This window comes from Humitalea rosea (assembly GCF_003253705.1).
In the GTDB taxonomy this organism is placed as follows: Bacteria; Pseudomonadota; Alphaproteobacteria; order Acetobacterales; family Acetobacteraceae; genus Humitalea; species Humitalea rosea.
Genome location: NZ_QKYU01000011.1, coordinates 16,139 through 41,838 on the forward strand (window position 1 = coordinate 16,139; position 25,700 = coordinate 41,838).

Here is a 25,700-nt window from a genome sequence, read left to right on the forward strand (position 1 = left end):
TCGCCCCCCTTATTTGTAGGTCACGCTTTTGACCGCCTCGATCACCTGTTCCAGCCGCGGCAGCGCGAGCTTTTCCAGATTGGCGGCATAAGGCATCGGCACGTCCAACCCATGGATGCGCACCGGCGGCGCATCCAGGTAGTCGAAGCAGGCCTCGACCATCTGCATCCCGATCTCGGCGCCGATCCCGGCGAAGGGCCAGCCTTCCTCCATCGTCACCAGCCGGTTGGTCTTGCGGACCGAAGCGGCGATGGTCTCGGTGTCGAGCGGACGGATCGTGCGCAGGTTGATCACCTCGGCGCTGATGCCCTGTTCGGCCAGCGCCTCGGCCGCCTGCATCGCCATGCCGACCATGATCGAGAAGGCGACGATGGTGACGTCGGTGCCCTCCCGCTCGACCTTGGCCTTGCCGATCGGCAGCACGAAATCCTCATCCGTCGGGCAGTCGAAGGTCTGGCCGTAGAGGATCTCGTTCTCAAGGAAGATGACCGGGTTCGGATCGCGGATCGCGGCGCGCAGCAGGCCCTTGGCATCCGCCGCCGACCAGGGGGCGACGACCTTCAGGCCCGGGCAATGCGCGTACCAGCTCGCGTAGCACTGCGAGTGCTGCGCCGCGACCCGGCTCGCCGCCCCGTTCGGGCCGCGGAAGACGATCGGGCAGCCGAGTTGGCCACCCGACATGTACAGCGTCTTGGCCGCCGAATTGATGATCTGGTCGATCGCCTGCATCGAGAAGTTGAAGGTCATGAACTCGACGATCGGCTTCAGCCCGTTCATCGCCGCCCCCACGGCCATGCCGGTGAAACCATGCTCGGTGATCGGGGTGTCGATCACCCGCTTGGCGCCGAACTCCTCCAGCAGCCCCTGGCTGATCTTGTAGGCGCCCTGGTACTGCGCGACTTCCTCCCCCATCAGGAAGACGTCGCCATCGGCGCGCATCTCGGCGGCCATGGCATCGCGCAGCGCCTCGCGCACGGTGATCGGCTTGGTCGGGCCCCAATCCTTTTCGGCAGCCGGAGCGGCAGCAACGGGGGCGGCCGGAACCGGGGCCGGAGCCGGTGCCGTGGCAGGCGCGGGCGCCGGAGCGGCGGCCGGTGCGGCGGCGGCGGCGGGCTGGCCATCGCCACCGTCCAGCTCGGCGATGGTGGCATTGACCTGAACGCCATCGGTGCCGGCGGGCACGAGGATGCGGGTGAGGACACCCTCATCGACGGCCTCGACCTCCATGGTCGCCTTGTCGGTCTCGATCTCGGCGATCACATCGCCGGACTTCACCGTATCACCCTCGTTCTTCAACCAACGGGCCAGACGGCCCTCGGTCATGGTGGGGCTCAGCGCGGGCATCAAGATCACGGCACCCATGGGCTTAGGCCTCCACCAGAATATCGGTCCAGAGTTCGCTTTCCGGCGGCTCGGGGCTCTTCTGGGCGAAGTCGGCGGCCTCGGCCACGATGCCCTTCACCTCGTCGTCGATCGTCTTCAGCTCGGCCTCGGCGGTGCCTCCGGCCAGCAGCAGCGTGCGCAGCGTCTCGATGCAGTCATGCTGCTCGCGCATCTTCTGCACTTCCTCGCGGGTGCGGTACTTCGCGGGGTCGGACATGGAATGGCCGCGATAGCGGTAGGTCTTCATCTCCAGCAGGTACGGGCCGTTGCCGGCGCGGCAATGCGCGACCGCGCGGCTGCCCGCCTCATGCACCGCCTGCACGCTCATGCCATCGACCTGCTCGCCGGGGATGCCCCAGGGCGCGCCGTTCTTGGACAGGTCGCGGGAGGCCGAGGCGCGCTCGACGCTGGTGCCCATGCCGTAGCGGTTGTTCTCGATCACGTAGACGCAGGGCAGCTTCATCAGCGCCGCGAGGTTCATGCTCTCGAAGACCTGGCCCTGGTTGGACGCGCCTTCCCCGAAGTAGGTGATCGCGACGTTCTCATTGGACCGGTACATGTTGCTGAAGGCGAGGCCGGTGCCGAGGCTGACCTGCGCGCCCACGATGCCATGCCCGCCGAAGAAGCCCTTCTCCCGGCTGAACATGTGCATGGAGCCACCCTTGCCCTTGGAATAGCCGCCGATGCGCCCGGTCAGCTCGGCCATCACGCCGCGCGCCTCCATGCCGGTGGCCAGCATGTGGCCATGGTCGCGATAGGAGGTGATGACCTGGTCGCCCTCGGTCAGGCACATCTGCATGCCGACCACCACGGCCTCCTGGCCGATGTAGAGGTGGCAGAAGCCGCCGATCAGGCCCATGCCGTAAAGCTGGCCCGCCTTCTCCTCGAAGCGGCGGATCAGCAGCATGTCGCGATAGGCCCGGATCAGCAGCGCCGAATCCGTCGGCGCCTTTTCGGCAGCCCTGCCGCGGCGCCTCGTGGCGGTATCGCTGGTGGCGGTGGGGCTGGCTTTGGCGCTTCGGGCCATGCGGCTCTCCGTTGAAGGCCCCAGGACCACCACGGTCCGGGAAGTGTGGCGATGGCGCAACGCAGCGCCGGAGCTGACAGGTAGGCTGCGACCGTCGCCCGCGCAAGCGGTCTCGATGTGCGGGAAAGCCTTGTGCTGCAACGCAAAATGGCAGTTAACCGAATACTGGTTAACTGCCAGGATGCGGCCCGGACCTAACCGCCGGAGGGACGCAGGGGGACAACGATCTCATCGGGCCGCACATAGTTCAGAAGTGTGCGCGCACGCTCATCCAATTGATCCGCATCGATCCGATCGCCACGGAATCCCGCAACGCGGCGCTCCAGCGTGTCCTGCTCCGCCTGGGCATCGGCCAGCCAGCCCCGCGCCGTCACGATTTCGGCCATGCGGGCCTCGCGGGCATCGAGGCCGCGCGCGCCGTTGAAGGTGTGCCAGACGAAGAAGCCGCCGATCGCCAGCCCGAACAGGGGCAGGGTCAGCAACCGCACCGCGCGCATCATGAACCGTCGCATCATCCCCTCCGAGCCGCCGCACCGGTATACACGCGGCGACTCGGCGCGAACAACCGCCGCGTGCAGCGCCTCAGCGGCGCAGCGCGGCCCGCCCGGCGTAGCGCGCGGCCGGGCCGAGGTCATGCTCGATCCGCAGGAGCTGGTTGTACTTGGCCAAGCGGTCGGAGCGCGACAGGCTGCCGGTCTTGATCTGCCCGCAGTTGGTGGCGACGGCGAGGTCGGCGATGGTGGTGTCCTCGGTCTCGCCCGAGCGATGCGACATCACGGCGCGGTAGCCGGCGCGATGGGCCATCTCCACCGCCTCCAGCGTCTCGGTCAGGGTGCCGATCTGGTTGACCTTGACCAGGATCGCATTGGCCGTGCCGGTCTCGATGCCGGTCCGCAGGCGCTCGGTGTTGGTGACGAACAGATCGTCGCCGACCAGCTGCACGGTCGCACCCAGACGCTCGGTCAGCAGCTTCCAGCCGTCCCAGTCATCTTCCGCGCAGCCATCCTCGACCGAGACGATCGGCCATTTGGCGCAGAGTGCTGCGATGTAATCGACCATGCCGCCGGCATCCAGGCGCTTGCCCTCGCCCGCGATGTTGTAGACGCCATCCTTGTAGAATTCGGTCGCGGCGCAATCGAGCGCGAAGACCACATCCTCGCCCATCCGGTGCCCCGCCTTCTCGACGGCCTTGGCGATAAAGGCCAGGGCCTCGTCGGCGCTGCCGATATTGGGGGCGAAGCCGCCCTCGTCACCGACATTGGTGTTCTGACCCGCGTCGTGCAGCAGCCCCTTGAGCGCGCCAAAAACCTCGGCGCCGATCCGCACCGCATCGGCCATCGACCCGGCCGAGACCGGCATGATCATGAATTCCTGGATGTCGATCGGATTGTCGGCATGCTGGCCGCCGTTGATGATGTTCATCATCGGCACCGGCAAGGTGCGGGCGAAGACGCCGCCGACATAGCGGTAGAGCGGCATGTCGCGGGAGGCCGCGGCCGCCTTGGCCGTGGCCAGCGACACCGCGAGGATGGCATTGGCCCCCAGGCGCGACTTGTTGGACGTCCCGTCCAACGCGATCATCGTCTCGTCGATGTGGATCTGCTCCAGCGCCTCGACGCCGGACAGGGCGTCGAAGATCTCGCCCTCGACCGCGGCGCAGGCCTGCAGCACGCCCTTGCCGCGATACCGGCTCTTGTCGCCGTCCCGCAGTTCCATGGCTTCATGCGCGCCGGTGCTGGCACCGGAGGGGACGATGGCGGTCCCGCGGGAGCCGTCCTCCAGCAGCACTTCGGCCTCGACGGTGGGGTTGCCTCGGCTGTCGAGGACTTCACGGGCGATGATATCGGCGATGGCGGGCATGGCGCTCTCCCTGTGATCCCGGGGCGGATACGGCGTTGCGCCGGAGGCCGCAAGTCGGGCCCAAACCACGATTTACGCTGCACTGCAAAAAGCCACTTGCATACGAGCAATCGCCCGCCTAAATAGGCCTTGGATGGTCGTGCGGTTCGCCGCTGACCATCTTTCTTGGACGTTTCCTCCCTAAACTTGGCGGTGTCTTCGGACACCGCCTTTTTTTTGCCCGGGCCTTTTTTTGCCTGGCCCCTTTTTTGGCTGGGCCCTTTTTTGGCTGGGCCCCTGCCCGGCAGGGGATCAGCGGCCGAGCCAGCTCCAATCCTCGACCGCGAGCCGCGCCATCAGCGTCTCGATATCGGCCGACAGCTTCACCAGCCCCGCATGCGGCTCGATCCGCGCCTCGTTCATGTACAGCCCGCGCGCGATCTCGATCTGGATCGCATGCAGCCCTTCCCGCGGGCGGCCATAATGGCGGGTGGTATAGCCCCCGGCATAGGGATCGTTGCGCCCGACGCGATAGCCGGCGGCGCGGAACCCCTCCTCGAAGATCCGCGTGACGCGGCTCGCGCAGGCGGTGCCATGCACATCGCCCAGCACCACCTCCGGCGCGTCCTGCCGCCCGGCCGCGGGGCCCGCGGGCATCGAGTGGCAGTCCACCAGCAGGCAATAGCCGAACTCGGCCATCGTCGTGGTGATCAGCTGCGACAAGGCGGCGTGGTAGGGTTGCCAGCAGTCGCGGATGCGGGCCTCGGCCAGGCTGAAGGGCAGCCGGTGGCCATAGATCGACTGCCCCGCCGCCACCACGCGGGGAATGGTGCCGAGCCCGGCGGTGACCCGCGGGCTGGTGGTGTTCACCCAGGACGGGAGAGGGTCCTCGAACATCGCCGGGTCCAGCTCCCAGGCCTCCCGGTTCACATCGCAATAGGCGCGGGGGAAGTTCGCCGCCAGCAGCGGCATGCCCAAGCCCGGGGCGGCGCCGAAAATCTCCTCGATGAAGCTGTCCTCGCTCCGCCGCAGCGCATGCTGGTCGAGGCGGCTCTGCGCCAGGAAGCCGGCGGGATAGCTGCGGCCCGAATGGGGCGAGGCGAAGACCAGCGGCGCCGTCCGCACGACCGGGCGCTTCACCACGATCGGAAGAGGGTCCAGCCCCAGGTGGTCGTTCACATCCATTGGCGGATTCGTTGCACCACAGCCATCAAACCTTGTCACGCCGTAAAATGCGCGGCTCAGGCGCGGCGGGCCAGCGCCGCCTGCAAAGTGTTCTCCAGCAGGCAGGCGATGGTCATGGGGCCGACGCCGCCCGGCACCGGGGTGATGGCGGCGGCATGCCCGACGGCCTCGGCGAAGGCGACATCGCCGACCAGCCCGCCGGTCGGGCGGCGGTTGATGCCGACATCGATGACCACCGCCCCCGGCGCGATCCAATCGCCCCGCACCAGCTCCGCCCGGCCGACGGCGGCGACCAGCACCTCCGCCCGGCGGCATTCGGCGGGCAGGTCCCGCGTGCGGGAATGCACGATGGTCACGGTCGCATCGGCTGCCAGCAGCAGCGCCGCCATGGGCCGGCCGACAATGGCGCTGCGCCCCAGCACCACGGCCCGGGCCCCCGGGAGCGAGACCCCGGCCTCGGCCAGCAGATGCATCACGCCGCGCGGGGTGCAGGGCACGAGGCCGGGCTGGCCGTTCGCGAGCCTGCCGACATTCACCGGATGGAAGCCGTCCACATCCTTGGCCGGATCGACCGCATCCAGCACCGCGAGGCCGCGGATATGCGCCGGCAAGGGAAGCTGGACCAGGATGCCATCCACCGCCGGATCGGCGTTGAGCCCGGCGATCAGGGCCAAAAGCTCGGCCTCGGTCACCGTCTCGGGCAGATGGATCGTGGCGCTGTCGAAGCCCACCGCCAGCGCGGCGCGATCCTTGTTGCGGACATAGACGCCGCTGGCAGGGTCCTCGCCCACCCGCACCACGCGCAGGCCGGGGCGGAAGCCGAGACCGGCCACGCGTTCGGCCAGCTTGGCCTGGAGCCTGGCCCCCAGCGCCTTGCCGTCGAGAATACGGGCGGTCATCGGCAGAACCCTTCAAGCTGAACGAGGAGCGCCGCGGCATCGCCCGCGACATGCAGCGTCTTGGCCCGGCTGGACGCACCCGAGCGCAAGGTGACGGCCCGGCCTGGCAGGCCGAGGGCGCGGGCCAGCGCCTGGGCGACCGCCTCGCTGGCCTTGCCGTCCGAAGGCGCCTCGGTCACCGCGATCCGCAGCCTTGGGCCATCCGCCCCCGGCGCCATGCCGCCCACGCCGGGGCGGCGGGCACGGGGCTCGGCCTTCACGCGCACCTCCACCCCGTCACCGACCACCCGGAACGGGGTGGTTAGCGGAACAGCGGCCACAGGGTGGTCCAGAGGAAGATCTGGAAGGCGTAGAGCAGCAGGATCAGCACCAGCGGCGACAGATCGACCGCGCCGAAGGTCGGCAACACCCGGCGCAGCGGCCGCAGCGCCGGTTCGGTCACGCGATAGAGAAAATCCTCAACGCCCCAGACGAAGCGGTTGCGACGGTCGAGGACGCCGAAACCCACCAGCATGCTGACCACCGAGGCGATGATCAGCGTCCACACGTAAATCGAGGCGGCCCGGTCGAGCAGCCAGAACAGCGCATACATCCGCAACTCTCCGGAAGGGCAGCCTCATCTACGGAGGCGGCCCCGCCGCCGCAACCCTGGCGACGATCGCGACCGGCCCGCCGCCATCCGGCCCCTGGTGTTCGGCACCGCCCGAGACGAAGGCATCCGTCCGCCCGGTGGCCGCCGCGACCACGCCGCCCACCAAGGCGCGGGCATGGCGGGTCGCGTTGATATCGCTGTCGTCGTTCATGATGTGGCGCAGGCCCCGGATGCGCCCGGTGGTGGAGGGCTCGGCCTTGGCGAGCACCGCCACCAGCGCCTCGGCCTCCGTCAACTGCCCGGGGCCTTGCGGCAGCCCGGCCGCCGCCAGCGCCCGGCGAATCGCATCGAGGTCGATGGCATCGGCCATCACATCATGGGCGATGACGAGGTCGCCGGCCCAATCCTGGCTCATCCCAAGCACCACCACCTCGTTGCGGGCCAGCTCCACCCCGGCGGAACAGGCGGCGCGGGCGCTGAAGCGGGAGAGGTCGCGCAGCACCATCTCATCGGTGACCGCATCGATCTCACCGAGGGCCAGGGCGACGCCGAGTGCCGAGGCGCCGCGCGAAAACCCCATGCTGGCGTAGGTATCGTGGGTGACGACGGGGTCCTCGCTGGCGGCGATGCGTTCGCTGGTCAGCAGCGGGCATTTCACCTGGACGTAGTGCACCGAGCCGGGATCCTCGATCCCGGCCGCCGCCATCGCGGCGCGCACCGCCTCGGCGGTCGCCTCCGCCTGGGCGGCGCGGCCGATGGCGGCGGGGGGCAGCGGTTCGGTGAAGGCGGTGCCGATCGCAAGCCGGGCCCCGCCCGGCGTGGCCTCGCCGCCGTCCGGGACGACCGAGAGCACCAGCCAATGCGGCGACAGCCCGCCCTCGGTGCCGCCGCTCATCACCATGGCGACCTTCTCCAGCACGATCTCCGGCGTCGTCAGCATCCGCCGCGCCAGCATCCCCGCCATCGCCTGCACGGCATAGGCGCGGGTAAAATCGTTCACGCAGCCATTGCCCTCGGTCTTGCCGAGGATGGCGACGATCAGCCGGGGGTCGAGCGCGCCCTGGTCCATCAGCGCCTCCAACGGCGCCGTGTCGCCCGGATGGGCGGCGGCCAGGCGATGCAGCAGGGCGCGCCGGGCCATCAGCGCGGATCGATCGGGGTGGCGGGGACGCCGGCGGCCTCGATCTCCTCACCGGCGCGCAGCAGGATATCCTCGCGGTAGCGGGCGCCGATGAGCTGCACGCCGACCGGGGTGCTGCCGACCAGCCCGGTCGTCACCGTCAGCCCCGGCAGCCCCATCAGCGGCAGCCCGACCTGGGTAAGCTGTGCCTCCATGATGCGGCGGAACTCCTCGGGACTCTCGACGTCGGACTGGTCGCGGAACGGCAGCTCGCCGGAGACGGGGCAGATCAGCACCGGGTATTTCGCCAGGAACGCCGACCACTGCCGCAACAGGCGGGAGCGCGCCTGCAAGGCATCCAGAAAGCCGTTCAGATCGGCCTCGGGGCAGAGCGCCTCCATCTGGGCGAAGACGAAATTCGCGTCCGGGTCGTTTTCCTCGTGCAGCGCCTTGTTCATGCCGCGGCGGCTTTCGGCCAGCCAGAGCATCGCCTGCAACCGCGCGGGCTCCCGGAACGGCGGGCTGTCGATCTCGACCACGGTCCAGCCGCGATCCTGCAACCGGCGGCCGGCGTCGCGCAGGGCGGCCTCGACCTCGGGGGCGACGGCCATGCCCTCGGGCGCCACGCAGAGCGCGGCCCGGCGCGGCCATTCCGGCCCCTCCAGCGGGGCCGGCACATACCAGGGCTCGCGCAGATCGGGGGCGGCCATCGCCTGCAAGCCGAGCCGCAGATCGGCGATGCTGCGCGCGATCGGCCCCGAGACCGCCATGAGCTGCCCGCCGATATGCCGGTCCCCCCCGGAGAAATTGAACGCCGGCAGCCGGCCGAGCGTCGGCCGCAGCCCATGCACGCCGCAGGCATAGGCCGGGTAGCGCACCGAGCCGCCGATATCCGTGCCATGCCCGATCGCCCCGATCCCCGCCGCCACGGCCGAGGCCGCACCGCCCGAGGACCCGCCCGGGGTGATCCCCGCATCCCAGGGGTTCTTGGTCGCGCCATGCACCCCGTTGCGGGTGAACCAGCGCAGCGAGAAGGCGGGCGTATTGGTCCGCCCGATGATCACCGCCCCCGCCCGGCGCAGATTGGCGACGACGGGATTGTCCTCGGCGGCCACCAGCCCTGCCTGCAACCGCAGCCCGTTGGTGGTGGCAAAGCCTTCCTGGTCGGTGTTGACCTTGATGGTGACCGGCACCCCGGCCAAGACCCCGGTCTCCTCCCCCCGCGCGATGGCGGCATCGACGGCGGCGGCGGCGGCCAGCGCCTGCTCGGGCATCGTCTGCACCACCGCGTTCAAGGCTGGGTTCACCGCATCCAGCCGCGCCAGGGCGGCGCGGGTCACCTCGGTCGCCGTGGCGCCCCGGCTGCGGATGAGGGCGGCGGTCGCGGCGGCGGTCAGGCGCCACAAATCCTGGGTCTGGGTCATGCGCCGAGCGTTCCGCGCCACGCGGCTCCCGTCAATCGCACAAGGCTTCGCAACACTTCGTCGCATGCCGCGTTGTGACGGCATCCCCTTTGGAGAGAGCCATGTCCACCATCCTGCTTATCATCCTGATCCTGCTGCTCATTGGCGCGCTGCCGAGCTGGCCGCATGCCGCGAGCTGGGGCTACGCGCCCAGCGGGACGCTCGGTGTGATCCTGATCATCGTGATCGTGCTGCTGGTGATGGGCCGCATCTGACGCGGCTTCCCTGAGGGGCCTTCCTTGGCCGTCCGCGATGGGCGTGGTAGCGCCACGTCCATCGCAGGATACCGGGCCATGGACGACTTCATCGATTGCGCGCGCGAGCGCGGCTTCATCCATCAGATCACCGATGAGGACGCGCTGCGCGCGCGGCTCGCGACCCCGGGCGCCAGCGCCTATGTCGGCTTCGACTGCACGGCCGACAGCCTGCATGTCGGCCATTTGCTCTCGATCATGCTGCTTCGGCTGTTCCAGCGCTGCGGCCACAAGCCGGTCGCCCTGCTTGGCGGCGGCACCACCAAGATCGGCGACCCTTCCTTCCGCGACGAGGCGCGTCCCCTGCTGGACGATGCGGCGATCGCACGGAACAAGACCGGCATCGGCCGCACCTTTGACGCCTTCCTGGATTTCCAGGGCGGCGCGCGGATGCTGGACAATGCCGAATGGCTGGACCAGCTCGCCTACATCCCCTTCCTGCGCGACGTCGGGCGGCATTTCTCGGTCAACCGCATGCTGACCATGGACAGCGTGAAGCTGCGGCTGGACCGCGACCAGCCGCTGAGCTTCCTCGAATTCAACTACATGCTGCTGCAGTCCTACGACTTCCTCGAACTGCGCCGCCGCCATGATGTGATCCTGCAAATGGGCGGCAGCGATCAGTGGGGGAATATCGTGATGGGGGTGGAGCTGGTCCGGCGCGCCGACCAGCACCAGGCCTTCGGCCTGACCACGCCGCTGCTGACCACGGCCTCCGGTGCCAAGATGGGCAAGACGGCGGCCGGCGCGGTCTGGCTGAACCCGGACCGGCTCTCCCCCTACGACTACTGGCAGTTCTGGCGGAACACCGAGGATGCCGATGTGGGCCGCTTCCTCGGCCTGTTCACCGATCTGCCGATGCCGGAGGTCGCCCGCCTCGCCGCCTTGCCTGGGGCCGAGCGGAACGAGGCGAAGAAGATCCTGGCGACCGAGGCGACCGCGCTGCTGCATGGCCGCGCCGCGGCCGAGGCCGCCGCCGCCACCGCGACCGCGGTATTCGAGGCCGGGGAGGCCGCCGAGACCCTCCCCACCCTCTCCGCCGCCCTGCCCGCCGCCGTGCTCGACCTGCTGGCCGAGGCCGGGCTGGTCGCGAGCAAGGCCGAGGGCCGCCGCATGATCCGCCAGGGCGGCGTGCGGCTGAACGATGTGGCCGTCGCCGAGGAGACGGCGTTGGTCACCACGGCCGATCTGCGGGAGGGCGCGGCGAAGCTCTCGCTCGGCCGCAAGCGGCATGTGCTGGTGCGGCAGGGCTGACGGTTTCTCAGGCCGCCGCCGCGCGCAGCTCCAGCCGGGTCGGCGCGAAGCTTATCTCGCAGCTCAGCCCCTGGTGATCGAAGCGCAGCGTGACCCTGGCGGCGATGCCAAGGTCATGCGCCACCCCCCGTTCGAGCAACCGCAGCCCAAAGCCCCGGCGTGACGGCGGTGCCTCCAGCCGCGGCCCGCCCCGTTCCTGCCAGAGCAGGCAGACCTCGCCCGGTTCGCTGCCATGATCCCAGCGCAGCGTGACCCGCCCCTCCGGCCGCGACAGCGCGCCATGGCGCGCCGCATTCCCCGCGAGTTCATGCAGCGCCATGATCAGCGCCTGCGCCTGGGGCGGGCGGACGGCGACATCGGCGACGCCGGCGATGGCGATCTGGCCGCTGCCGCGGAAGGGCTCCAGGGCGGATTGCGCGACATCGGACAGGGCGATGGCGCCGAAGCCACGCGCAAGCAAGAGGTCATGGCTACGCGCCAGCGCCATCAGCCGGCCGGTGAAGGCGCTTGAGAAGCGCTGAAGGTCGCCAGCGCTGCCGCGCAGCGTCTGCGCCGCCAGGGATTGCACGGTGGCGAAGGTGTTCTTGACCCGATGGTTCAGCTCGCGCGCCAAAGCGGCGTTGCTGCCCTGCGCCTGCACCCGCTCCGTCACATCCATCACCATCAGCGACAGCCCGGCCGGCGCCTGCAGCCCGCCCCCGATCGGCCGGATCGCCACGAGGCAGATGCGCGCCTCGGCATTGGCCGTGGCCGACAGCTCCACCTCCTGCCCCGCGCCCTCGGCGCCTCCGGCCAGCAGGCGGCGCAGTTCGGGCCCGAGGCTGGCCATGGCCGCGGGCGCGGCGCCGGCCAGCGGGCGCCCGACCAGGGCGGCGCTGCCCGGCGTTGGCGCGCCGAGCAGGCGGCCCAGGCAGCCATTGGCGCTCACCACCACCAGATCGCGATCGAGCAGCCCCAGCCCGATCGGCACATCCTCCGGCCAGACATCGAGCGCCGAGGCGGCCAGCCGCATCCGCCGCGCCCCCGCGGTCAGCGGCGCCCGCCACAGCATCCCCGCCCCCAGGACCAGCAGGACGGCCAGGCCGGAGCCGGCAAAGACCAGATCGAGCCGCGCGGTCGCAAGGCCGGCGATAGTCTCCTCGACCGCCGCGCGCTGCCGCGCCGCGGCGGTGATCTGGTCGGCCACGATCCGGGCCGCCTGCGCCTGCGCTCGGCCGGTATCGGAGCGGGGCGATTGCATCGCCGAACTCAGCCCTTCGAGCCGCATTCGCACCAGCACACCCAGCGCGCCGGCATGCGAGCGCAGCAAGGGATCGCCATGCGTCGCCTCCTGCAAGCGCATCAGCGTCGCATCAAGCCGCGCTTCCAGGAGCGCCTGCTGTGCCGGGCCATCGTAACTTTCATCGGGAAAGGCCATGGCCGCCGCCTCGGCCTGGGGCAGGAGGGCGCCGGCAGCATCGGCATCGGCCACGGTCTGGGACAGCAAGGCCAGGCGCTCAGCCGCCTGCGCCCGCGCCTGGAGCGCATTCACGCCGGCAGGAAAGGCGATTGCCAAGCTGAGCACGCCCAGGAGGAGCAGGACGATCGGAAGTCGATCCCTCAAGGACCACTGCATTCAGGCCAGCCCCAGTCTCGCGTATCAAAGCAGACTATGGCCGCCGCCCAGGACGTTACAATAGCGATTCGCATTTGCGTTGCGCAAAATGCAACTGATTGCTAAACGCGCCACCCCTGCAGCTTGCGATAAATGGTGGAGGGGTTGATCTCCAGCAGGGCGGCGGCGCGGGGCACATCCTGGCCGCATTCCTCCAGCGCCGCGAGGATGTGCTCCTTTTCCATCTGCCACAATGGAATGATCGGCCCCCGCCGTTCGGGCCGGGGTTGGCTCGGCTCGGGCGGCGCCGGCAGGGTCCGGGCGCTGACCAGGGCGGCCAGGGCCGCGGCGATGCTCGCCAGCGGATCATTGGCCGGCAATTCGGCGAGCGCCGCGGGGATCTCCATCAGCGGCGCCACGGCGGGCAGCGCGACCGCGGACAGGAAAGACGTGGCGGCGGGGGCAAGCGGTGCGACCGGCACGGCAATGGGACGGGCCGCGCGCAGCAGATCGGCGGGCAGCATCGCCGCCGTCGCCAGATCGCCATCGTGCCGCACCACGAGGTTGCGGATCACATTCTGCAATTGCCGCACATTGCCCGGCCAGGCGCTGCCGAGCAGCACGGCCTCCGCATCCGGGGCGAAGCCGCGGAATTTGCGCCGCTCCTCCCGCCCATAGGCGCCGAGGAAGTGGCGGGCGATCATCAGCACATCCTCGCCCCGCTCCCGCAGCGGCGGCAGATGGATCGGGACGACATAGAGGCGGTAATACAGATCCTCCCGGAAGCGCCCGGCCTCGACCTCGGCCAGCGGGTCGCGGTTGGTCGCCGAGACGACCCGCACATCCACCCGCTCGCCCTTGCTTGAGCCGACCGGGACCACGGTGCCGGTCTGCACGAAGCGCAGCAGCTTCACCTGCATGTCGGGCGGGGTCTCGCCGATCTCATCCAGGAACAGCGTGCCGCCATCGGCGCTGCGGGCCGCCCCCGGGCGGTCCTCGGTGGCCCCGGTGAAGGCGCCCCGCTTGTGACCAAAAACCTCGCTCTCGATCAGGGTCGCGGGGATGGCGCCGCAGTTCAGCGGCACGAAGGGCATTTTGGCGCGCGGGCTGGCGCGGTGGATGGCCTCGGCGGCCAGCTCCTTGCCAGTGCCGCTCTCGCCGGTGATGAAGACATTCGCGCGGCTGGCGGCCACATCCTGGATGGTGCGATAGACCGCCTGCATCGCCGGGCTGCCGCCGATGAAGCCGAAGAAGCGATCACGGGTGATGATGGCCCGCGCCTCGGCCAGTTCGACCGACAGGCGCCGCTGTTCCAGCGCATTGGCCAAGGTCACCGTCAGCCGCGCCTTGGCGTAGGGCTTCACGATGAAATCGATCGCGCCCTCCCGCATCGCGGTCACGGCGGTGTTCACCGAGCCCTGGGCGGTGATCACGATCATGATCGCCGTGACCTCGGCCGCCGTCAGCCGGCGCATCAGCTCGAAGCCGTCGAAATCCGGCAGCTCGACGTCGATCAGTATCGCATCGGGCGCCCAGTCGCGGGCCATCCGCAGGCCCTCGGCGCCGGTTTCGGCGACGCGCAGCTCATGGCCCTGGTCGGACAGATAGGCGCGAGCGATTTCCGCCTGGGTCGGCGTATCCTCGACCAGCAGGACGCGGGCGCGCCGGGCCATGAAAGCTTAGGTCCTGCCCGGGTTGGCGGCCCATTCGGCGAGTTCGGTCAGGACCTGGCGCGCCTCCGCCCCCATCCGCAGCAGCAGGTCGCGCGGCGGCGTGGTGTCCTTGGGGTCCATCGCCACGCGGGCATCGGCGGCCAGGCGGTTCGCCCCGATCGCGCCGGCGGCACCGGCCAGGGCGTGCGCCGAGCGCCGGTATTCTTCGAGATTTCCCGCCGTGGCCTGTTCGACCATCAGCATCACCAGCCGGGACAGATCGGTTTCGAAGGTCCGGACGATCCGGACGAAATCGGCGGGGGCAAGATCGCGCGCGAGGCCGCCGATCGTTTCCAGGTCCAAGGCAGATGTCATGATAAATCCTCGCGCCGGTCGGAAGCCGCGATCAAGGCGATAGCACCTTTGATCCTGGCAACCCGCTTACCCAAATAGGATGCGCCGCGCTATCTCGCGCCTTACGTCTTACGGAAACGCATCTTGCCCCCCCAAGCGCCGATCAGCCCCCCCAATGCCGAACGCAGCCATGCGCGGACGCTGCTTTCCCTCGCCCCCTACCTCTGGCCCGTCGGCCAACCCCAGCTTCGCGCGCGCGTGGTCGCGGCCATCGTGTTCATGCTGCTCGGCAAGGGCGCCAATGTGCTGGTGCCCATCGCCTATGCCCGCGCCGTCGATGCGCTGGGGCCGAAGGCCGCCGCCGCCGCCGGCGTGGCGCTGATCCCGGTCGCGCTCATCGTCGGCTATGGGCTGTTGCGCGCGCTGTCCTCGGGCTTCCAGGAACTGCGCGATGCGGTCTTCGTCCGCGTCCAGGCCCGGGCCGCCCGCATCGTGGCGCTGGATGTGTTCAAGCATCTGCACGCCCTGTCGCTGCGCTACCACCTCGACCGGCAGACCGGCGGGCTGTCGCGCGTCATCGAACGCGGCGTGCGCGGCATCAATTTCGTGCTCGACTTCCTGCTGTTCTCGATCGTGCCGACCCTGCTTGAGATCCTGCTGGTCGCCGGCATCCTCTGGGGCCTGTTCGACTGGACCTATGCGGCCGTCACGCTCGCGACCATCGGCATCTACATCACCTTTACCCTGGCCTTCACCAACTGGCGGCTGCAATTCCGCCGCGAGATGAACGATACGGACCAGGAGGCGAATACACGGGCGATCGACAGCCTGCTGAACTACGAGACCGTCAAATACTTCAACAACGAGGCGCATGAGGCCCGCCGTTACGACGGCTCCCTCTCCCGCTATGAGACCGCCTATACCCGCTCCGAGCAGACGCTGAACGGGCTGAACGCCGGCCAGGCGGCGATCATCGCCATCGGGCTGACCGGGGTCATGCTGCTCGCGGGCAATGGCGTGGTCGCGGGGCGGCTCACGGTCGGCGATTTCGTGCTGGTGAACACCTATCTGATCCAGCTCTATCTGCCGCTGAACTTCCTCGGCTTCGTCTATCGCGAGATGAAGCAGGGGCTGGTGGACATGGAGGCGATGTTCTCCCTGCTGCGGCAGGAGCGGGAGATCGCCGACACCCCCGGCGCCCCGGCGCTGATCCCCGGCCCCGGCGAGGTGCGCTTCGACGATGTGCGCTTCGGCTACCGCCCCGACCGGCAGATCCTCAAGGGCGTCTCCTTCACCGTGCCCGCCGGGCGGACGCTGGCGATCGTGGGGCCGACCGGGGCCGGCAAATCGACCATCAGCCGGCTGCTGTTCCGCTTCTACGATGTCGATTCCGGGCGAGTGATGATCGACGGGCAGGATGTGAAAGCGGTGACGCAGGACAGCGTGCGCGCCGCCATCGGGGTGGTGCCGCAGGACACCGTGCTGTTCAACGACACCATCCGCTACAACATCGCCTATGGCCGCCCCGGTGCGAGCGATGCCGAGGTCGAGGAAGCCGCCCGCCTCGCCCAGGTGCATGACTTCGTGCTGCGGCTGCCCGATGGCTACAACACAAGGGTCGGCGAGCGCGGTCTCAAGCTCTCGGGCGGCGAGAAGCAGCGCGTCGCCATCGCGCGCACCATCCTCAAGAACCCGCGCGTGCTGATCCTGGACGAGGCGACCAGCGCGCTGGACACCCGGACCGAGCAGGAGATCCAGGCGGCGCTGAAGGGCGTCGTGAGCGGGCGCACCACCCTGGTGATCGCCCATCGCCTCTCCACGGTGGTGGAGGCGGATGAGATCATCGTGCTGGCCGATGGCCGCATCGCCGAACGCGGCAACCATGGCGCGCTGATCGCGACCGGCGGGCTCTACGCCCAGATGTGGTCGCGCCAGGCCGAGGCGGTCGCGGCGGCCGAAGCCGCCGCGGCAGCCCAGGCGGCAGCGGATCTGGACCGCCCCCGCGCGGCACGGCCGGGCGAGCGGGCGGAAGTTACCTAACCTCGTTGTAACCTTCGCCGCCTTCCACCACCCCGGATTCCCCCCCAAATGGCGGCCATGAGCCACGGAGATAGTAACGCCTTGGAAAACCAGGACCCCAACCACCAGGACCCGGGTGCGGAGCTGCCGCAGGATTTGAGCCACGCGGGCTCGGTCGTGGACAAGGCGATCGAATACATGCTGGAGCAGAAGCTGGAGCCGATCATCGTCGCCTCCGCGCTGCTCGGCGGCGCGCTGGGACTGTTGCAGCGCTCGCTGGACGATCGCGGTGTGGCGCAGGTGCTGCGGCATGCGCTCGCCTCGGTCGAAAGCGGGGAGTTTCGCATCGGCCAGAAGCCGGGCTGAAACCGCCTCGCCTTGACTCAGGCCGGGGGGACGGCCATACGCGCCCCTCGGAATTCGACCTCTCACGTGACACAGGATAATATCATGGCTCGCCGCTGCGGCATCACCGGCAAAGGCGTGTTGGCTGGAAACAACGTCAGCCACGCGAACAACAAGTCGCGCCGCCGGTTCCTCCCGAACCTGCAGGATGCGTCCTTCTTCTCGGACGTGCTGGGCGTGCCGGTGCGTATGCGCCTGTCCACCAACGGCATCCGCACGCTGGAACACAATGGCGGGCTCGACGCCTTCCTGATGACCACCCCGAACCGGCGCCTGCCGGTCGAGGCGCAGGTCCTGAAGCGCCGCATTCTGCGCTGCAAGATCAAGCGCGACGCCGCCGCGGCCTGATCCGTGCTGAAGGCCCCGTTAACGGGGCCTTCATTCTCCTCCGCCAGACTGGGCGGATGGATGCGTCTCTTCTTCTCCTGCCCTTGGTCCTGGCCGGCGTTCTCGCCTCCAGGCTTTGGCGGCGTTCGCGCCGCGCCGAGGCTGTTTTGCGTGACGCCCAGTCACGCCTGGCCGCGCTGACCCGCTGCCTCTCCCTACTGACCGATGAATTGCAGGCGCCGGCACGGCAGCTTCTCCTCGGCCCTTCCGACGCCTCTGCCCATGCCCGGCGCCTGTTCGACCTGGCGGATGAGGCGAACGACCGCCTCGCCTTGCAGGCCGGCGCCCGAGTCCTGCGGGAGGAAGCCCTGCGCCTCGGCCCGCTGGCGGCCGAGGTGCTGGCGACGGTCGAGGGCAGCAGCCGCTGTTGGCGGATCGACCCGCTGCTGCGCGACATGACCCTCCGCGCCGATCCCCGCGCGCTCCGCGCCGTCATCCGCGCGGTCGTGCAGCGGGCCTTGCGTGAGGCCGCGGCCGAGGATGTCATCGCGCTGCGGCTGGTCACCTCGCCCGAGGTGGTGGCCCTGGTGGTGGAAGGGGAAGGGGCCGGGAGCCCCGTCGCCGATCTGGATGCGGCCACCGCCCAGGCCGCCGGAACCCGGGGACTCGGGCTGGGGCTGGCCACGGCACGGGATCTGATGCGCGCCCATGGCGGCGATCTCGTGCTGGAATCCGCCGCCGGAATCGGCACAAGGGCCTGGCTGACCCTGCCGCGCTGGCGGGTGGTCGGCAGCGATGGGGCGCAGCCGGCCGCGGCCGCCGCCTGACCCGCCGCTAACGCCAGCCCAGGACCATCAGCAGCCCGCGCTGCAACACGCTTTCATTGTCGTCCGATACCAGCGCCACCAGCCGCCGCCCGCGATGGGTGAAGGCCGAAACCCCCTCCCAGTTATCGGTCGGCAACGGCGGTTCCAGCGCCAGGATCGCCTCCCCGGCGATCACGGGCGCCGCAAGCGCCGCGGCCGGCACACGTACCAGCCGCCCCCAGAAGCCGCCGAGCAGGCTGAAGGCGCGCTCCAGCACCAGCACGCTGCCATCGGGCAGGCCGCAGGCATCGGTCGGCACCATGCCCGGCGCCGGCAGATAGGCCGTCGGCACCCAGGCGCCATCGGTGCCCCGCAGCCATGCGGCGACCCCCTGCCCCATCAGCCAATAATTCTCGGTGATCGCCAGCAGCCGCCCATCGGCCAGGAAGGTCAGGCTTTCCAGCCCGCCATTGCTCGGCGCCGCCTGCAAGCCCGGTGGCGGCGCGACATAGCGCCCCGGCCCGTCGATCTGCTCGTAGGCGCGGATCCGGTGCCAGCGTTCGAAGCCGACCAGCCACTCCCCTGACGGCGTCCGGACCAGCGACTCGGCATCGCCCTGGTAGCCGCGCGACAGCGCCACCCCGCCGCCATCGCGCAACGGCCCGGTGCGGGCCTCCACCAGGCCGAGCGGCGTGCCATCGGGCGCCAGTTCCAGCCGCGCCCGGAGCCAGCGGCCGGTATCGCTGATCGCCGTAACCGCGAGGTCATCCCCCACATGCAGCGAGGACAGCCCGCCCAGCCCGAGCACATCGCGATGGATTTCCAGCGCCCCGAGCGCCACCAGCGGCGACTCGGGCGGGGTTGTGAAGGGCGGGAGGCGCGAGGTCAGCCCGCGCGGCCGATCCAGCGCGCCGCAGCCGGCGAGTGCGGCCGCCAGCAACGCCCGCCGGCCGGCCCACATCAGACGAGGATGGGCGCGCGTTCCGCGGCGGCGCGCTGCCAGGCGGCGGCAGCGTCCTCATCGAACAATTCGGCGAGCTTCTTCATCATGGTGCCGCCCAGCTCCTCGGCATCCACGATGGTGACGGCGCGGCGGTAGTAGCGCGTGACGTCATGGCCAATGCCGATGGCGATCAGCTCCACAACGTCGCGACCCTCGATATCGGCGATCACCTTGCGCAGATGCCGTTCGAGGTAGTTGCCGGGGTTCACCGAGAGCGTGCTGTCATCCACCGGGGCGCCGTCGCTGATCACCATGAGGATGCGGCGGTGTTCCGTCCGCGTCAGCAGGCGGCGATAGGCCCAGTCGAGCGCCTCGCCGTCGATGTTTTCCTTCAACAGCCCCTCGCGCAGCATCAGCCCGAGGTTCTTCCGCGCGCGCCGCCAGGGCATGTCCGCGGGCTTGTAGAGGACGTGGCGCAGATCGTTCAGCCGCCCCGGGTTGCGGGGCTTGTTGGCCTTGATCCAGGCATCGCGGCTCTGCCCGCCCTTCCAGGCACGCGTGGTGAAGCCGAGGATTTCGACTTTCACGCTGCACCGCTCCAGCGTGCGGGCCAGGATGTCGCAGCACATGGCGGCGACGGTGATCGGACGGCCGCGCATGGAGCCGGAATTGTCGATCAGCAGCGAGACGACGGTGTCGCGGAAATCCGCCTCGCGCTCGCGCTTGTAGGTCAGCGAATGGGTGGGGTTGGCGACGATCCGGGCAAGGCGCGCGACATCGAGCATCCCCTCCTCCAGGTCGAAGTCCCAGGCGCGCTGCTGCTGCGCCAGCAGGCGGCGCTGCAGGCGGTTGGCGAGCTTGGAGACGACGCCTTGCAGATGCGAAAGCTGCTGGTCCAGTTGCTGGCGCAACCGCAGCAGCTCATCGGCGTCGCAGAGGTCCTCGGCTTCCACCACCTCGTCGAACTGGGTCGTGAAGGCGTGGTAGCGGCTCGCGTCATCGGACTGCGGCACGTCGCGCTTGGCCTGCGGGCCACCCGGCTTGTCGTCGCCCTCGGCGGCGGCGCCGTCCTCTTCCTGCTCGGTGCCGTCTTCCTCGGCGGCTTCGCCGGCCTGGGTCTCGGGCTGGGCGCCGAGCATCGCCTCGGACTCCTGGGCCTTGCTCTCGCCCTCGCCCGAATTGTCCTGGGAGCCGGAGGTCTCATTGCCCTCCTCGCCCTCTTCATCGTTCTGGGACTCGGCTTCGGCCTCGGCCTCGGCCAAATCCAGCGCCACCAGCAGCTTGCGCGCGGCCTTGGCGAAGGCTTCCTGGCTGTCGGTCAGCCTGGCCATCTCATCGAAGGCGGCGATCGCCTTCTCGTCCAGGCTCTCGCGCCAGAGATCCAGCACCCGGCGGGCGGCGGCGGGGGGCGGCTCGCCGCTGAGGCGTTCCCGCGCCAGCAGGGACAGCGCGGCCGGTAGCGGCAGCTGGTCCTTCCGCGTCATGCGGTCGTAGCCCTCGGCCTCGCATTGCTCGGTCAGCTTGGCGGTGAGGTTGGCGGCCACACCGGGCATGTGGGCGGCGCCGATGGTCTCGACCCGCGCCTGTTCCAGCGCATCGAACACCTCGCGCGCGTCGCGGCGCGAGGGCGCGCGGCCGGCATGCAGGGATTCATCATGGTGGCGCAGACGCAGGGCGATGGCATCCGCCGCCCCGCGCAGCCGCGCCATCTCGCCCGGCGGCAGCGCCCGGGTCGGCAAGGGCAGCCGGGCGCGCTTGCCGGCCAGGCCCGAGGGGCCCGGCTGGAAGGCGACCGAAACCTCGGCGCCGGCATGGGCCATCGCCCGCAAGGCGCCCGCGGTCGCCTTCTTGAAGTCTTCCTGGCGGGTCTGGTCCTTGGACCCCGACATCCGGCCTACTTCTTCCCGAACAGGCCGGTCGAGATTTCCTCGTTGAAGCAGCGCTGGTAGTATTCGGCGACCGTGGTGCGCTCGCTCTCGTCGCATTTGTTGAGGAAGGTCAGCCGGAAGGCGAAGCCGATGTCGCCGAAGATCTTGGTGTTCTCGGCCCAGGTGATGACGGTGCGCGGCGACATGACGGTGCTGATGTCGCCGGCGATGAAGCCGGCGCGGGTCAGGTCGGCGAGCGCCACCATCGCCTCGGTGCGCTTCTTCATCTTGGCATCGGCCGGGTCCATGCCGAGCTTGGCCATGACGATCGCCACCTCCTGCCCATGCGGCAAATAGTTCAGGGTGGCGACGATGTTCCAGCGATCCATCTGCCCCTGATTGATCTGCTGGGTGCCGTGATAGAGGCCGGTGGTGTCGCCAAGGCCCACGGTATTCGCGGTGGCGAAGAGCCGGAAGGACGGGTGCGGGCGGATCACGCGGTTCTGGTCGAGCAAGGTGAGCTTGCCCTCGACCTCCAGCACCCGCTGGATCACGAACATCACATCCGGGCGCCCGGCGTCATACTCGTCAAAAACCAGCGCGCAGGGGTGCTGCAAGGCCCAGGGCAGGATGCCTTCGCGGAATTCGGTGACCTGCTTGCCGTCCTTGAGGACGATCGCATCCTTGCCGATCAGGTCGATGCGGCTGATGTGGCTGTCGAGGTTCACGCGCAGACAGGGCCAGTTCAGCCGGGCCGCGACCTGCTCGATATGCGTGGACTTGCCGGTGCCATGGTAGCCCTGGACCATGACCCGCCGGTTGAAGGCAAAGCCGGCCAGGATCGCCAGCGTGGTGTCCTTGTCGAACTGGTAGGTCTCGTCCACGTCCGGCACATGCTCGGTACGGAGGGAATAGCCCGGCACCACCATGTCGCTGTCGATGCCGAAGACATCGCGCACGGCGAAGCTGGCATCGGGGAGATCGATCGCGCTGGTCGGTCGGACGTCGGAGAGGGTGGCCACCTTGGTCATGTTTCCTGTCTGATGTCCGTTGCTCGGCGCCAGGTCGTCGCTTGCTTCAGCCAGCGGCGGCCCGCGCGGGGGTCCGCACGCCAGGGTCGGCGCGCGCTTCAGAGGATGTCTTGGCAGAGGATGTGTTGACAGAGGGCATCTGCGCAAGCCGTGCCCGCAAAAGCGAGTAGGCCCGGTTGATGTCTTTCAACTTTTCCTCGGCCACCTTGTCGCCGCCGGTGTGATCCGGATGCAGGCGCTTGGCCAATTCCTTATAGCGGGCGCGCAGCTCGTCGGAGGTCAGCGGCCAGCCAAGACCCATGATGTCCAGCGCGGCACGCAGTTCCGGCGGAGCCTCGCGCGCGGATTTCTGCCGCGGGGGCGGTGCCTCGCCGAAGACCGACAGCGGATCGCGCAGCATTTCGGGCGAAATGCGCCCCTGCGTGCCGAGCCGGCCTAGCGGCCAGGTCGGGCGCTGCCAGCCCGTATCGTCCCGCAGCTGCGATTCGATCTCTTCCGGCGACAGGCCTTTGTAGAAGTCCCAGGCCTGATTATAGGCGCGGACATGCTCCAGACAAAACCAATAGTAGTCGCGCAGCCGCGACCGGTCTCGTGGAGCGCGAAACTCCCCTGGGTTCTCGCAACCGGGTGCATCGCAGCCTCGGGCGTTGGCGGCAGGGGTCGGGCTGGATGCCCTTAGGGTACTGGCACGTCGAGCCATCAGCGGGTTATGGGCGGCGTTTCCTGCCGCGGCAAGGCGAAGAAACGCAACCTTGTTGCTTCAAAGCCCGCCCCTGCGTCATGGCTGAACTGCAACACTTGGGTTTGACGCATGGGTTGCAAGTTGCACTGCGGTCGCCAGTGCCCGCGCTTGGCAGCGCGCGCGACAGGCGCTAACGCCCCGCGCATGACCCAGACCACACGCACCGATCGCCTGCATGCGCTGCTGAGCGCCGCCTTCGCCCCCGCCCAGGTGGTCGTGCAGGATGATAGCGCGCGCCATGCCGGCCACGCCGGCGCCGCCCCGGGCGGAGAGACCCACTACAGCGTGCGAGTCGTCAGCCCCGCCTTCGCCGGCCTGTCGCGGGTCGCACGGTCGCGGGCGGCGCATGAGGCCGTGGCGGCGGAATTCGCCACCGGGCTGCATGCCCTGGCCCTGACCCTGCGGACGCCCGACGAAGCGGCTTAGTCGGCCGCGGTATCCTTCGGCACGGCCCAGGCCGGCCAGCGCCGCGCGACCACCGGGCTGTCCGGCGCATAGGCGAGGCAGGTGCCGAGGATGGAGGGGCGCTTGTGCGCCGCCTCCGCATCCGTCCGCTTTTTCCGCTGCCCGACCAGGGTCTGGTAGGCGACGGTCGCCATCTGGCCGAGCATTTCCCGCAGATGGGTGCAGCCGAGGATGCCGCCGACCCGCTCATTCACCGCGCGGTTGAAGCCGGGGCCGATCTTCAGCCCGGCCAGGGCCGCGAAATTCGGCGCCGCCTGCGGACAGATCGCATAGGGGGTGAAGTCCGAGACCGCCTCGGCCGAGACGATCTCCAGGTGATCGGTGATGGTGAGGCGTATCCACATGCCGTGGAGTTCCTCGCCCGGCTCGACCCGGCCGCGATCGTCATTGTCGAAGGCGTAGCTCTTGGTGTCCTGCAGATGGCCTTCGATATCGAACAGCCCGTCCTCGCGCCGGAAGCCATGCATCACCAGGGACCGGCGATGCAGCGGGGAACGAGGAGAAGCGGGGGGCGATAGCGGCATGGCACGGGTCCGAAAGTCTGCGCGGCACCGCAGCATAGGGGAGTGGTCCGGGAAGGAACAGAAGCTCCACTCTTTATGTTGACTTTTGCATGATAGATGCTGCCATCGGCAACATGAACGACACGATCGAAACCCTGCGGGATTTCACCCGGAGCTGGGCCCGCCTCAGCGGCCTGTTCGTCCGCCACCCCTATGGCGCCGGGCTCGGGCTGGCCGAGGCGCGGCTGCTGTATGACATCGGCCACCCCGATGCCGGCCAGCCGCCGCCCTCGGCCGCCGAGCTGGCGCGGATGCTGGCGATGGATACCGGGCAGGTCTCGCGCCTGCTGCGCGGGCTGGAGCAGCGCGGGCTGGTCGAACGCGGCCCGGCCGCCGGCCGCCGCACCCCGCTGCGGGTGACGGCGGGGGGGCAGGCAGCCTTGGCGGCACTGGAGGCCGCCTCCCGCCAGGGTGCGGCCGCCCTGCTGGCGGGGCTGCCGCCGGCGGCGCAGGAGGACCTCGCCGCCGCCCTCGGCCGCGCCCGCGCGCTGCTGGCGCCCGACCCCGCCGCGACCGTGCTGCGCCCGCCACGGGCCGGGGAATACGGCTGGATCATCGGCCGCCACGGTGCGCTCTATGGCCGCGAGCAGGGCTGGGACGCGCTGGCCTTCGAGGCGCATGTCGCCCAGATCCTCGCCGATTTCGGCGCCGCCCCGGACCAGCGCCGGCAGGCGCTGTGGATCGCCGCCCTCGGGGGCGCGCCGGCCGGCAGCGTCGCGGTGGTGGACGCGGGGGGCGGCACCGCGCGGCTGCGCCTGCTGATCCTGGACCCGGTGGCGCGTGGCCGGGGCCTCGGCCGCGCCTTGCTGGCCGAGGCGATGGGGTTCGCCCGCGCGCAAGGCTATGCGCGGATGACGCTCTCGACCTACGCCAGCCTGCTCGCCGCCCGCAGGCTCTATGCCGCCGAGGGCTTCGGCCTGAGCCAGTCCACCCCCGTCCGCCATTGGGGGCAGGCGCTGGTGGCCGAGGACTGGGACCGCGCGCTGTAAGCCTCCCGGCTCGACAACCACCGCGGATTATACGGACGACCGCAACCGGACTGTCATTTCCCTGTCATCGCCCTGTCCCGCAAGGCCAGTATCCACCGCGCCGCACAAGGACATCCCGATGCTCCAGATCCAGTCGCTGACCCGTCGCTTTGGTGAGCGAACCGCCGTGAACGAGGTTTCCCTCTCGATCCCGGCCGGGCAGATGGTGGGCGTCATTGGCCGTTCCGGCGCGGGCAAATCCACCTTGCTGCGGATGCTGAACCGGCTGACCGAGCCTTCCTCCGGCCGCATCCTGCATGATGGGATGGATGTGACGGCGCTGAAGGGCCAGGCCCTGCGCGACTGGCGCACCCGTTGCGCCATGATCTTCCAGCAGTTCAACCTCGTGCAGCGGCTGGATGTGCTGACCAATGTCCTGGTCGGGCGGCTGAACCACCGGCCGCTGATCTCCTCCCTGCTCGGCCGCTTCACCGCCGCCGAACGCGCCATGGCGCTGGAGGCGCTGGACCGCTTCGACCTGGCCGACCAGGCCTTGCAGCGCGCCGACACGCTCTCGGGCGGGCAGCAGCAGCGGGTCGCCATCGCCCGTGCCCTGATGCAGCAGCCGCGCGTCATCCTGGCCGATGAGCCGATCGCGAGCCTGGACCCGCGCAACGCCAAGGTCGTGATGGATGCGCTGCGCGACGTGAACAAGCGCGATGGTCTGACGGTGCTGGTGAACCTGCATCACCTCGATACCGCCCGCGAATATTGCGACCGCATCGTCGCGATGCAGGCGGGACGCGTCATGTTCGACGGCACGCCGGCCGAGCTTACGGCCGAGAAGGTCCGCGAGATCTATGGCGTGGACGAGGCCGAATTCCACGAACAGGCGGAGGAGGCGGTGCGCCCCAAGCACACCGTCGCCGCCTGAGCGTTCCTGACTG

The 25,700-nt window shown here is 69.6% G+C and carries 27 protein-coding genes; 9 read left to right on the forward strand and 18 right to left on the reverse strand.

Annotated features, from left to right (window positions below; genetic code table 11):
* Nucleotides 1-9: 9 nt before the first annotated feature.
* From C8P66_RS10755 to C8P66_RS10800, 10 genes are all read right to left on the reverse strand, one after another.
* Nucleotides 10-1,362, reverse strand: a complete 1,353-nt coding sequence (locus C8P66_RS10755; protein ID WP_111398266.1) for a pyruvate dehydrogenase complex E1 component subunit beta — start codon at nucleotides 1,360-1,362, stop codon at nucleotides 10-12.
* Nucleotides 1,363-1,366: 4 nt separating this feature from the next.
* Complete coding sequence (gene pdhA / locus C8P66_RS10760; protein WP_111398267.1) at nucleotides 1,367-2,410, reverse strand: pyruvate dehydrogenase (acetyl-transferring) E1 component subunit alpha; 1,044 nt, start codon at nucleotides 2,408-2,410, stop codon at nucleotides 1,367-1,369.
* Nucleotides 2,411-2,604: 194 nt separating this feature from the next.
* Nucleotides 2,605-2,922, reverse strand: a complete 318-nt coding sequence (locus tag C8P66_RS10765) for an FtsB family cell division protein (RefSeq protein WP_111398404.1) — start codon at nucleotides 2,920-2,922, stop codon at nucleotides 2,605-2,607.
* A 70-nt stretch (nucleotides 2,923-2,992) separates the two neighbouring features.
* Nucleotides 2,993-4,270, reverse strand: a complete 1,278-nt coding sequence (gene eno, locus C8P66_RS10770; protein ID WP_111398268.1) for a phosphopyruvate hydratase — start codon at nucleotides 4,268-4,270, stop codon at nucleotides 2,993-2,995.
* A gap of 291 nt (nucleotides 4,271-4,561) precedes the next feature.
* Entirely contained in the window at nucleotides 4,562-5,434 is an 873-nt protein-coding gene (locus C8P66_RS10775) for an N-formylglutamate amidohydrolase (protein WP_111398269.1), read from the reverse strand.
* A 56-nt stretch (nucleotides 5,435-5,490) separates the two neighbouring features.
* A complete protein-coding gene (folD, locus tag C8P66_RS10780; RefSeq protein WP_111398270.1) occupies nucleotides 5,491-6,333 on the reverse strand; it encodes a bifunctional methylenetetrahydrofolate dehydrogenase/methenyltetrahydrofolate cyclohydrolase FolD in 843 nt (280 codons plus the stop codon).
* Nucleotides 6,330-6,653, reverse strand: coding sequence for a DUF167 domain-containing protein (locus C8P66_RS10785; RefSeq protein WP_111398271.1), 324 nt, complete (start codon nucleotides 6,651-6,653; stop codon nucleotides 6,330-6,332). Before C8P66_RS10785 ends, folD begins: the two co-directional genes overlap by 4 nt.
* The gene (locus tag C8P66_RS10790) at nucleotides 6,635-6,925 is read right to left on the reverse strand and encodes a YggT family protein (protein WP_111398272.1); all 291 of its coding nucleotides are present in this window, start codon (nucleotides 6,923-6,925) and stop codon (nucleotides 6,635-6,637) included. Before C8P66_RS10790 ends, C8P66_RS10785 begins: the two co-directional genes overlap by 19 nt.
* A 28-nt stretch (nucleotides 6,926-6,953) precedes the next feature.
* The gene (atzD, locus tag C8P66_RS10795; protein WP_111398273.1) at nucleotides 6,954-8,066 is read right to left on the reverse strand and encodes a cyanuric acid amidohydrolase; all 1,113 of its coding nucleotides are present in this window, start codon (nucleotides 8,064-8,066) and stop codon (nucleotides 6,954-6,956) included.
* The gene (locus C8P66_RS10800; RefSeq protein WP_111398274.1) at nucleotides 8,066-9,469 is read right to left on the reverse strand and encodes an amidase family protein; all 1,404 of its coding nucleotides are present in this window, start codon (nucleotides 9,467-9,469) and stop codon (nucleotides 8,066-8,068) included. The genes atzD and C8P66_RS10800 overlap by 1 nt, the downstream gene beginning before the upstream one ends.
* A gap of 101 nt (nucleotides 9,470-9,570) precedes the next feature.
* Here C8P66_RS10800 and C8P66_RS10805 point away from each other — a divergent pair, with 101 nt between their 5' ends.
* Together C8P66_RS10805 and tyrS are read left to right on the forward strand one after the other, a co-directional pair.
* Entirely contained in the window at nucleotides 9,571-9,723 is a 153-nt protein-coding gene (locus C8P66_RS10805; protein ID WP_111398275.1) for a DUF3309 family protein, read from the forward strand.
* 78 nt (nucleotides 9,724-9,801) lie between these two features.
* Nucleotides 9,802-11,016 carry a tyrosine--tRNA ligase gene (tyrS, locus tag C8P66_RS10810; RefSeq protein WP_111398276.1) on the forward strand — a complete coding sequence of 405 codons (1,215 nt, stop codon included), beginning with the start codon at nucleotides 9,802-9,804 and terminating at the stop codon, nucleotides 11,014-11,016.
* 7 nt (nucleotides 11,017-11,023) lie between these two features.
* Here tyrS and C8P66_RS10815 read toward each other — a convergent pair whose 3' ends face one another.
* The 3 genes from C8P66_RS10815 to C8P66_RS10825 form a co-directional block, all read right to left on the reverse strand.
* Complete coding sequence (locus C8P66_RS10815; RefSeq protein ID WP_158537204.1) at nucleotides 11,024-12,580, reverse strand: sensor histidine kinase; 1,557 nt, start codon at nucleotides 12,578-12,580, stop codon at nucleotides 11,024-11,026.
* 152 nt (nucleotides 12,581-12,732) lie between these two features.
* Nucleotides 12,733-14,283 carry a sigma-54-dependent transcriptional regulator gene (locus tag C8P66_RS10820; RefSeq protein ID WP_111398278.1) on the reverse strand — a complete coding sequence of 517 codons (1,551 nt, stop codon included), beginning with the start codon at nucleotides 14,281-14,283 and terminating at the stop codon, nucleotides 12,733-12,735.
* Between the two features lie 6 nt (nucleotides 14,284-14,289).
* Nucleotides 14,290-14,637, reverse strand: a complete 348-nt coding sequence (locus C8P66_RS10825) for an Hpt domain-containing protein (protein ID WP_111398279.1) — start codon at nucleotides 14,635-14,637, stop codon at nucleotides 14,290-14,292.
* Between the two features lie 123 nt (nucleotides 14,638-14,760).
* Here C8P66_RS10825 and C8P66_RS10830 point away from each other — a divergent pair, with 123 nt between their 5' ends.
* From C8P66_RS10830 to C8P66_RS10845, 4 genes are all read left to right on the forward strand, one after another.
* Entirely contained in the window at nucleotides 14,761-16,656 is a 1,896-nt protein-coding gene (locus C8P66_RS10830) for an ABCB family ABC transporter ATP-binding protein/permease (RefSeq protein ID WP_245903428.1), read from the forward strand.
* A gap of 57 nt (nucleotides 16,657-16,713) precedes the next feature.
* Complete coding sequence (locus C8P66_RS10835; RefSeq protein WP_245903430.1) at nucleotides 16,714-17,001, forward strand: hypothetical protein; 288 nt, start codon at nucleotides 16,714-16,716, stop codon at nucleotides 16,999-17,001.
* Between the two features lie 84 nt (nucleotides 17,002-17,085).
* Nucleotides 17,086-17,388: a 50S ribosomal protein L28 gene (rpmB, locus tag C8P66_RS10840; RefSeq protein ID WP_111398281.1), complete on the forward strand. Its 303-nt coding sequence runs from the start codon at nucleotides 17,086-17,088 to the stop codon at nucleotides 17,386-17,388.
* A gap of 146 nt (nucleotides 17,389-17,534) precedes the next feature.
* Nucleotides 17,535-18,194: a sensor histidine kinase gene (locus tag C8P66_RS10845; RefSeq protein ID WP_158537205.1), complete on the forward strand. Its 660-nt coding sequence runs from the start codon at nucleotides 17,535-17,537 to the stop codon at nucleotides 18,192-18,194.
* A gap of 7 nt (nucleotides 18,195-18,201) precedes the next feature.
* Here C8P66_RS10845 and C8P66_RS10850 read toward each other — a convergent pair whose 3' ends face one another.
* Genes C8P66_RS10850 through C8P66_RS10865 form a run of 4 tightly spaced genes read right to left on the reverse strand, consistent with a single transcriptional unit; the run spans nucleotide 18,202 to nucleotide 22,715 of the window.
* A complete protein-coding gene (locus C8P66_RS10850) occupies nucleotides 18,202-19,134 on the reverse strand; it encodes an esterase-like activity of phytase family protein (RefSeq protein WP_111398283.1) in 933 nt (310 codons plus the stop codon).
* Complete coding sequence (cobT, locus tag C8P66_RS10855; protein WP_111398284.1) at nucleotides 19,134-21,005, reverse strand: cobaltochelatase subunit CobT; 1,872 nt, start codon at nucleotides 21,003-21,005, stop codon at nucleotides 19,134-19,136. The genes C8P66_RS10850 and cobT overlap by 1 nt, the downstream gene beginning before the upstream one ends.
* A 5-nt stretch (nucleotides 21,006-21,010) precedes the next feature.
* A complete protein-coding gene (cobS, locus tag C8P66_RS10860; RefSeq protein ID WP_111398285.1) occupies nucleotides 21,011-22,015 on the reverse strand; it encodes a cobaltochelatase subunit CobS in 1,005 nt (334 codons plus the stop codon).
* 46 nt (nucleotides 22,016-22,061) lie between these two features.
* Entirely contained in the window at nucleotides 22,062-22,715 is a 654-nt protein-coding gene (locus C8P66_RS10865; RefSeq protein WP_111398286.1) for a J domain-containing protein, read from the reverse strand.
* A 186-nt stretch (nucleotides 22,716-22,901) separates the two neighbouring features.
* On the opposite strand from C8P66_RS10865, the gene C8P66_RS10870 reads away from it, so the two are divergent.
* Nucleotides 22,902-23,183, forward strand: coding sequence for a BolA family protein (locus tag C8P66_RS10870; RefSeq protein ID WP_111398287.1), 282 nt, complete (start codon nucleotides 22,902-22,904; stop codon nucleotides 23,181-23,183).
* Here C8P66_RS10870 and C8P66_RS10875 read toward each other — a convergent pair.
* Nucleotides 23,180-23,746 (reverse strand): DUF2889 domain-containing protein, encoded by a 567-nt coding sequence (locus C8P66_RS10875; protein WP_111398288.1) that lies wholly within the window; start codon nucleotides 23,744-23,746, stop codon nucleotides 23,180-23,182. The two genes, C8P66_RS10870 and C8P66_RS10875, sit on opposite strands and share 4 nt — an antisense overlap.
* 113 nt (nucleotides 23,747-23,859) lie before the next feature.
* Here C8P66_RS10875 and C8P66_RS10880 point away from each other — a divergent pair, with 113 nt between their 5' ends.
* Nucleotides 23,860-24,774 (forward strand): bifunctional helix-turn-helix transcriptional regulator/GNAT family N-acetyltransferase, encoded by a 915-nt coding sequence (locus C8P66_RS10880; RefSeq protein ID WP_158537206.1) that lies wholly within the window; start codon nucleotides 23,860-23,862, stop codon nucleotides 24,772-24,774.
* A gap of 118 nt (nucleotides 24,775-24,892) precedes the next feature.
* Nucleotides 24,893-25,687, forward strand: a complete 795-nt coding sequence (gene phnC, locus C8P66_RS10885; RefSeq protein WP_111398290.1) for a phosphonate ABC transporter ATP-binding protein — start codon at nucleotides 24,893-24,895, stop codon at nucleotides 25,685-25,687.
* Nucleotides 25,688-25,700: the final 13 nt, after the last annotated feature.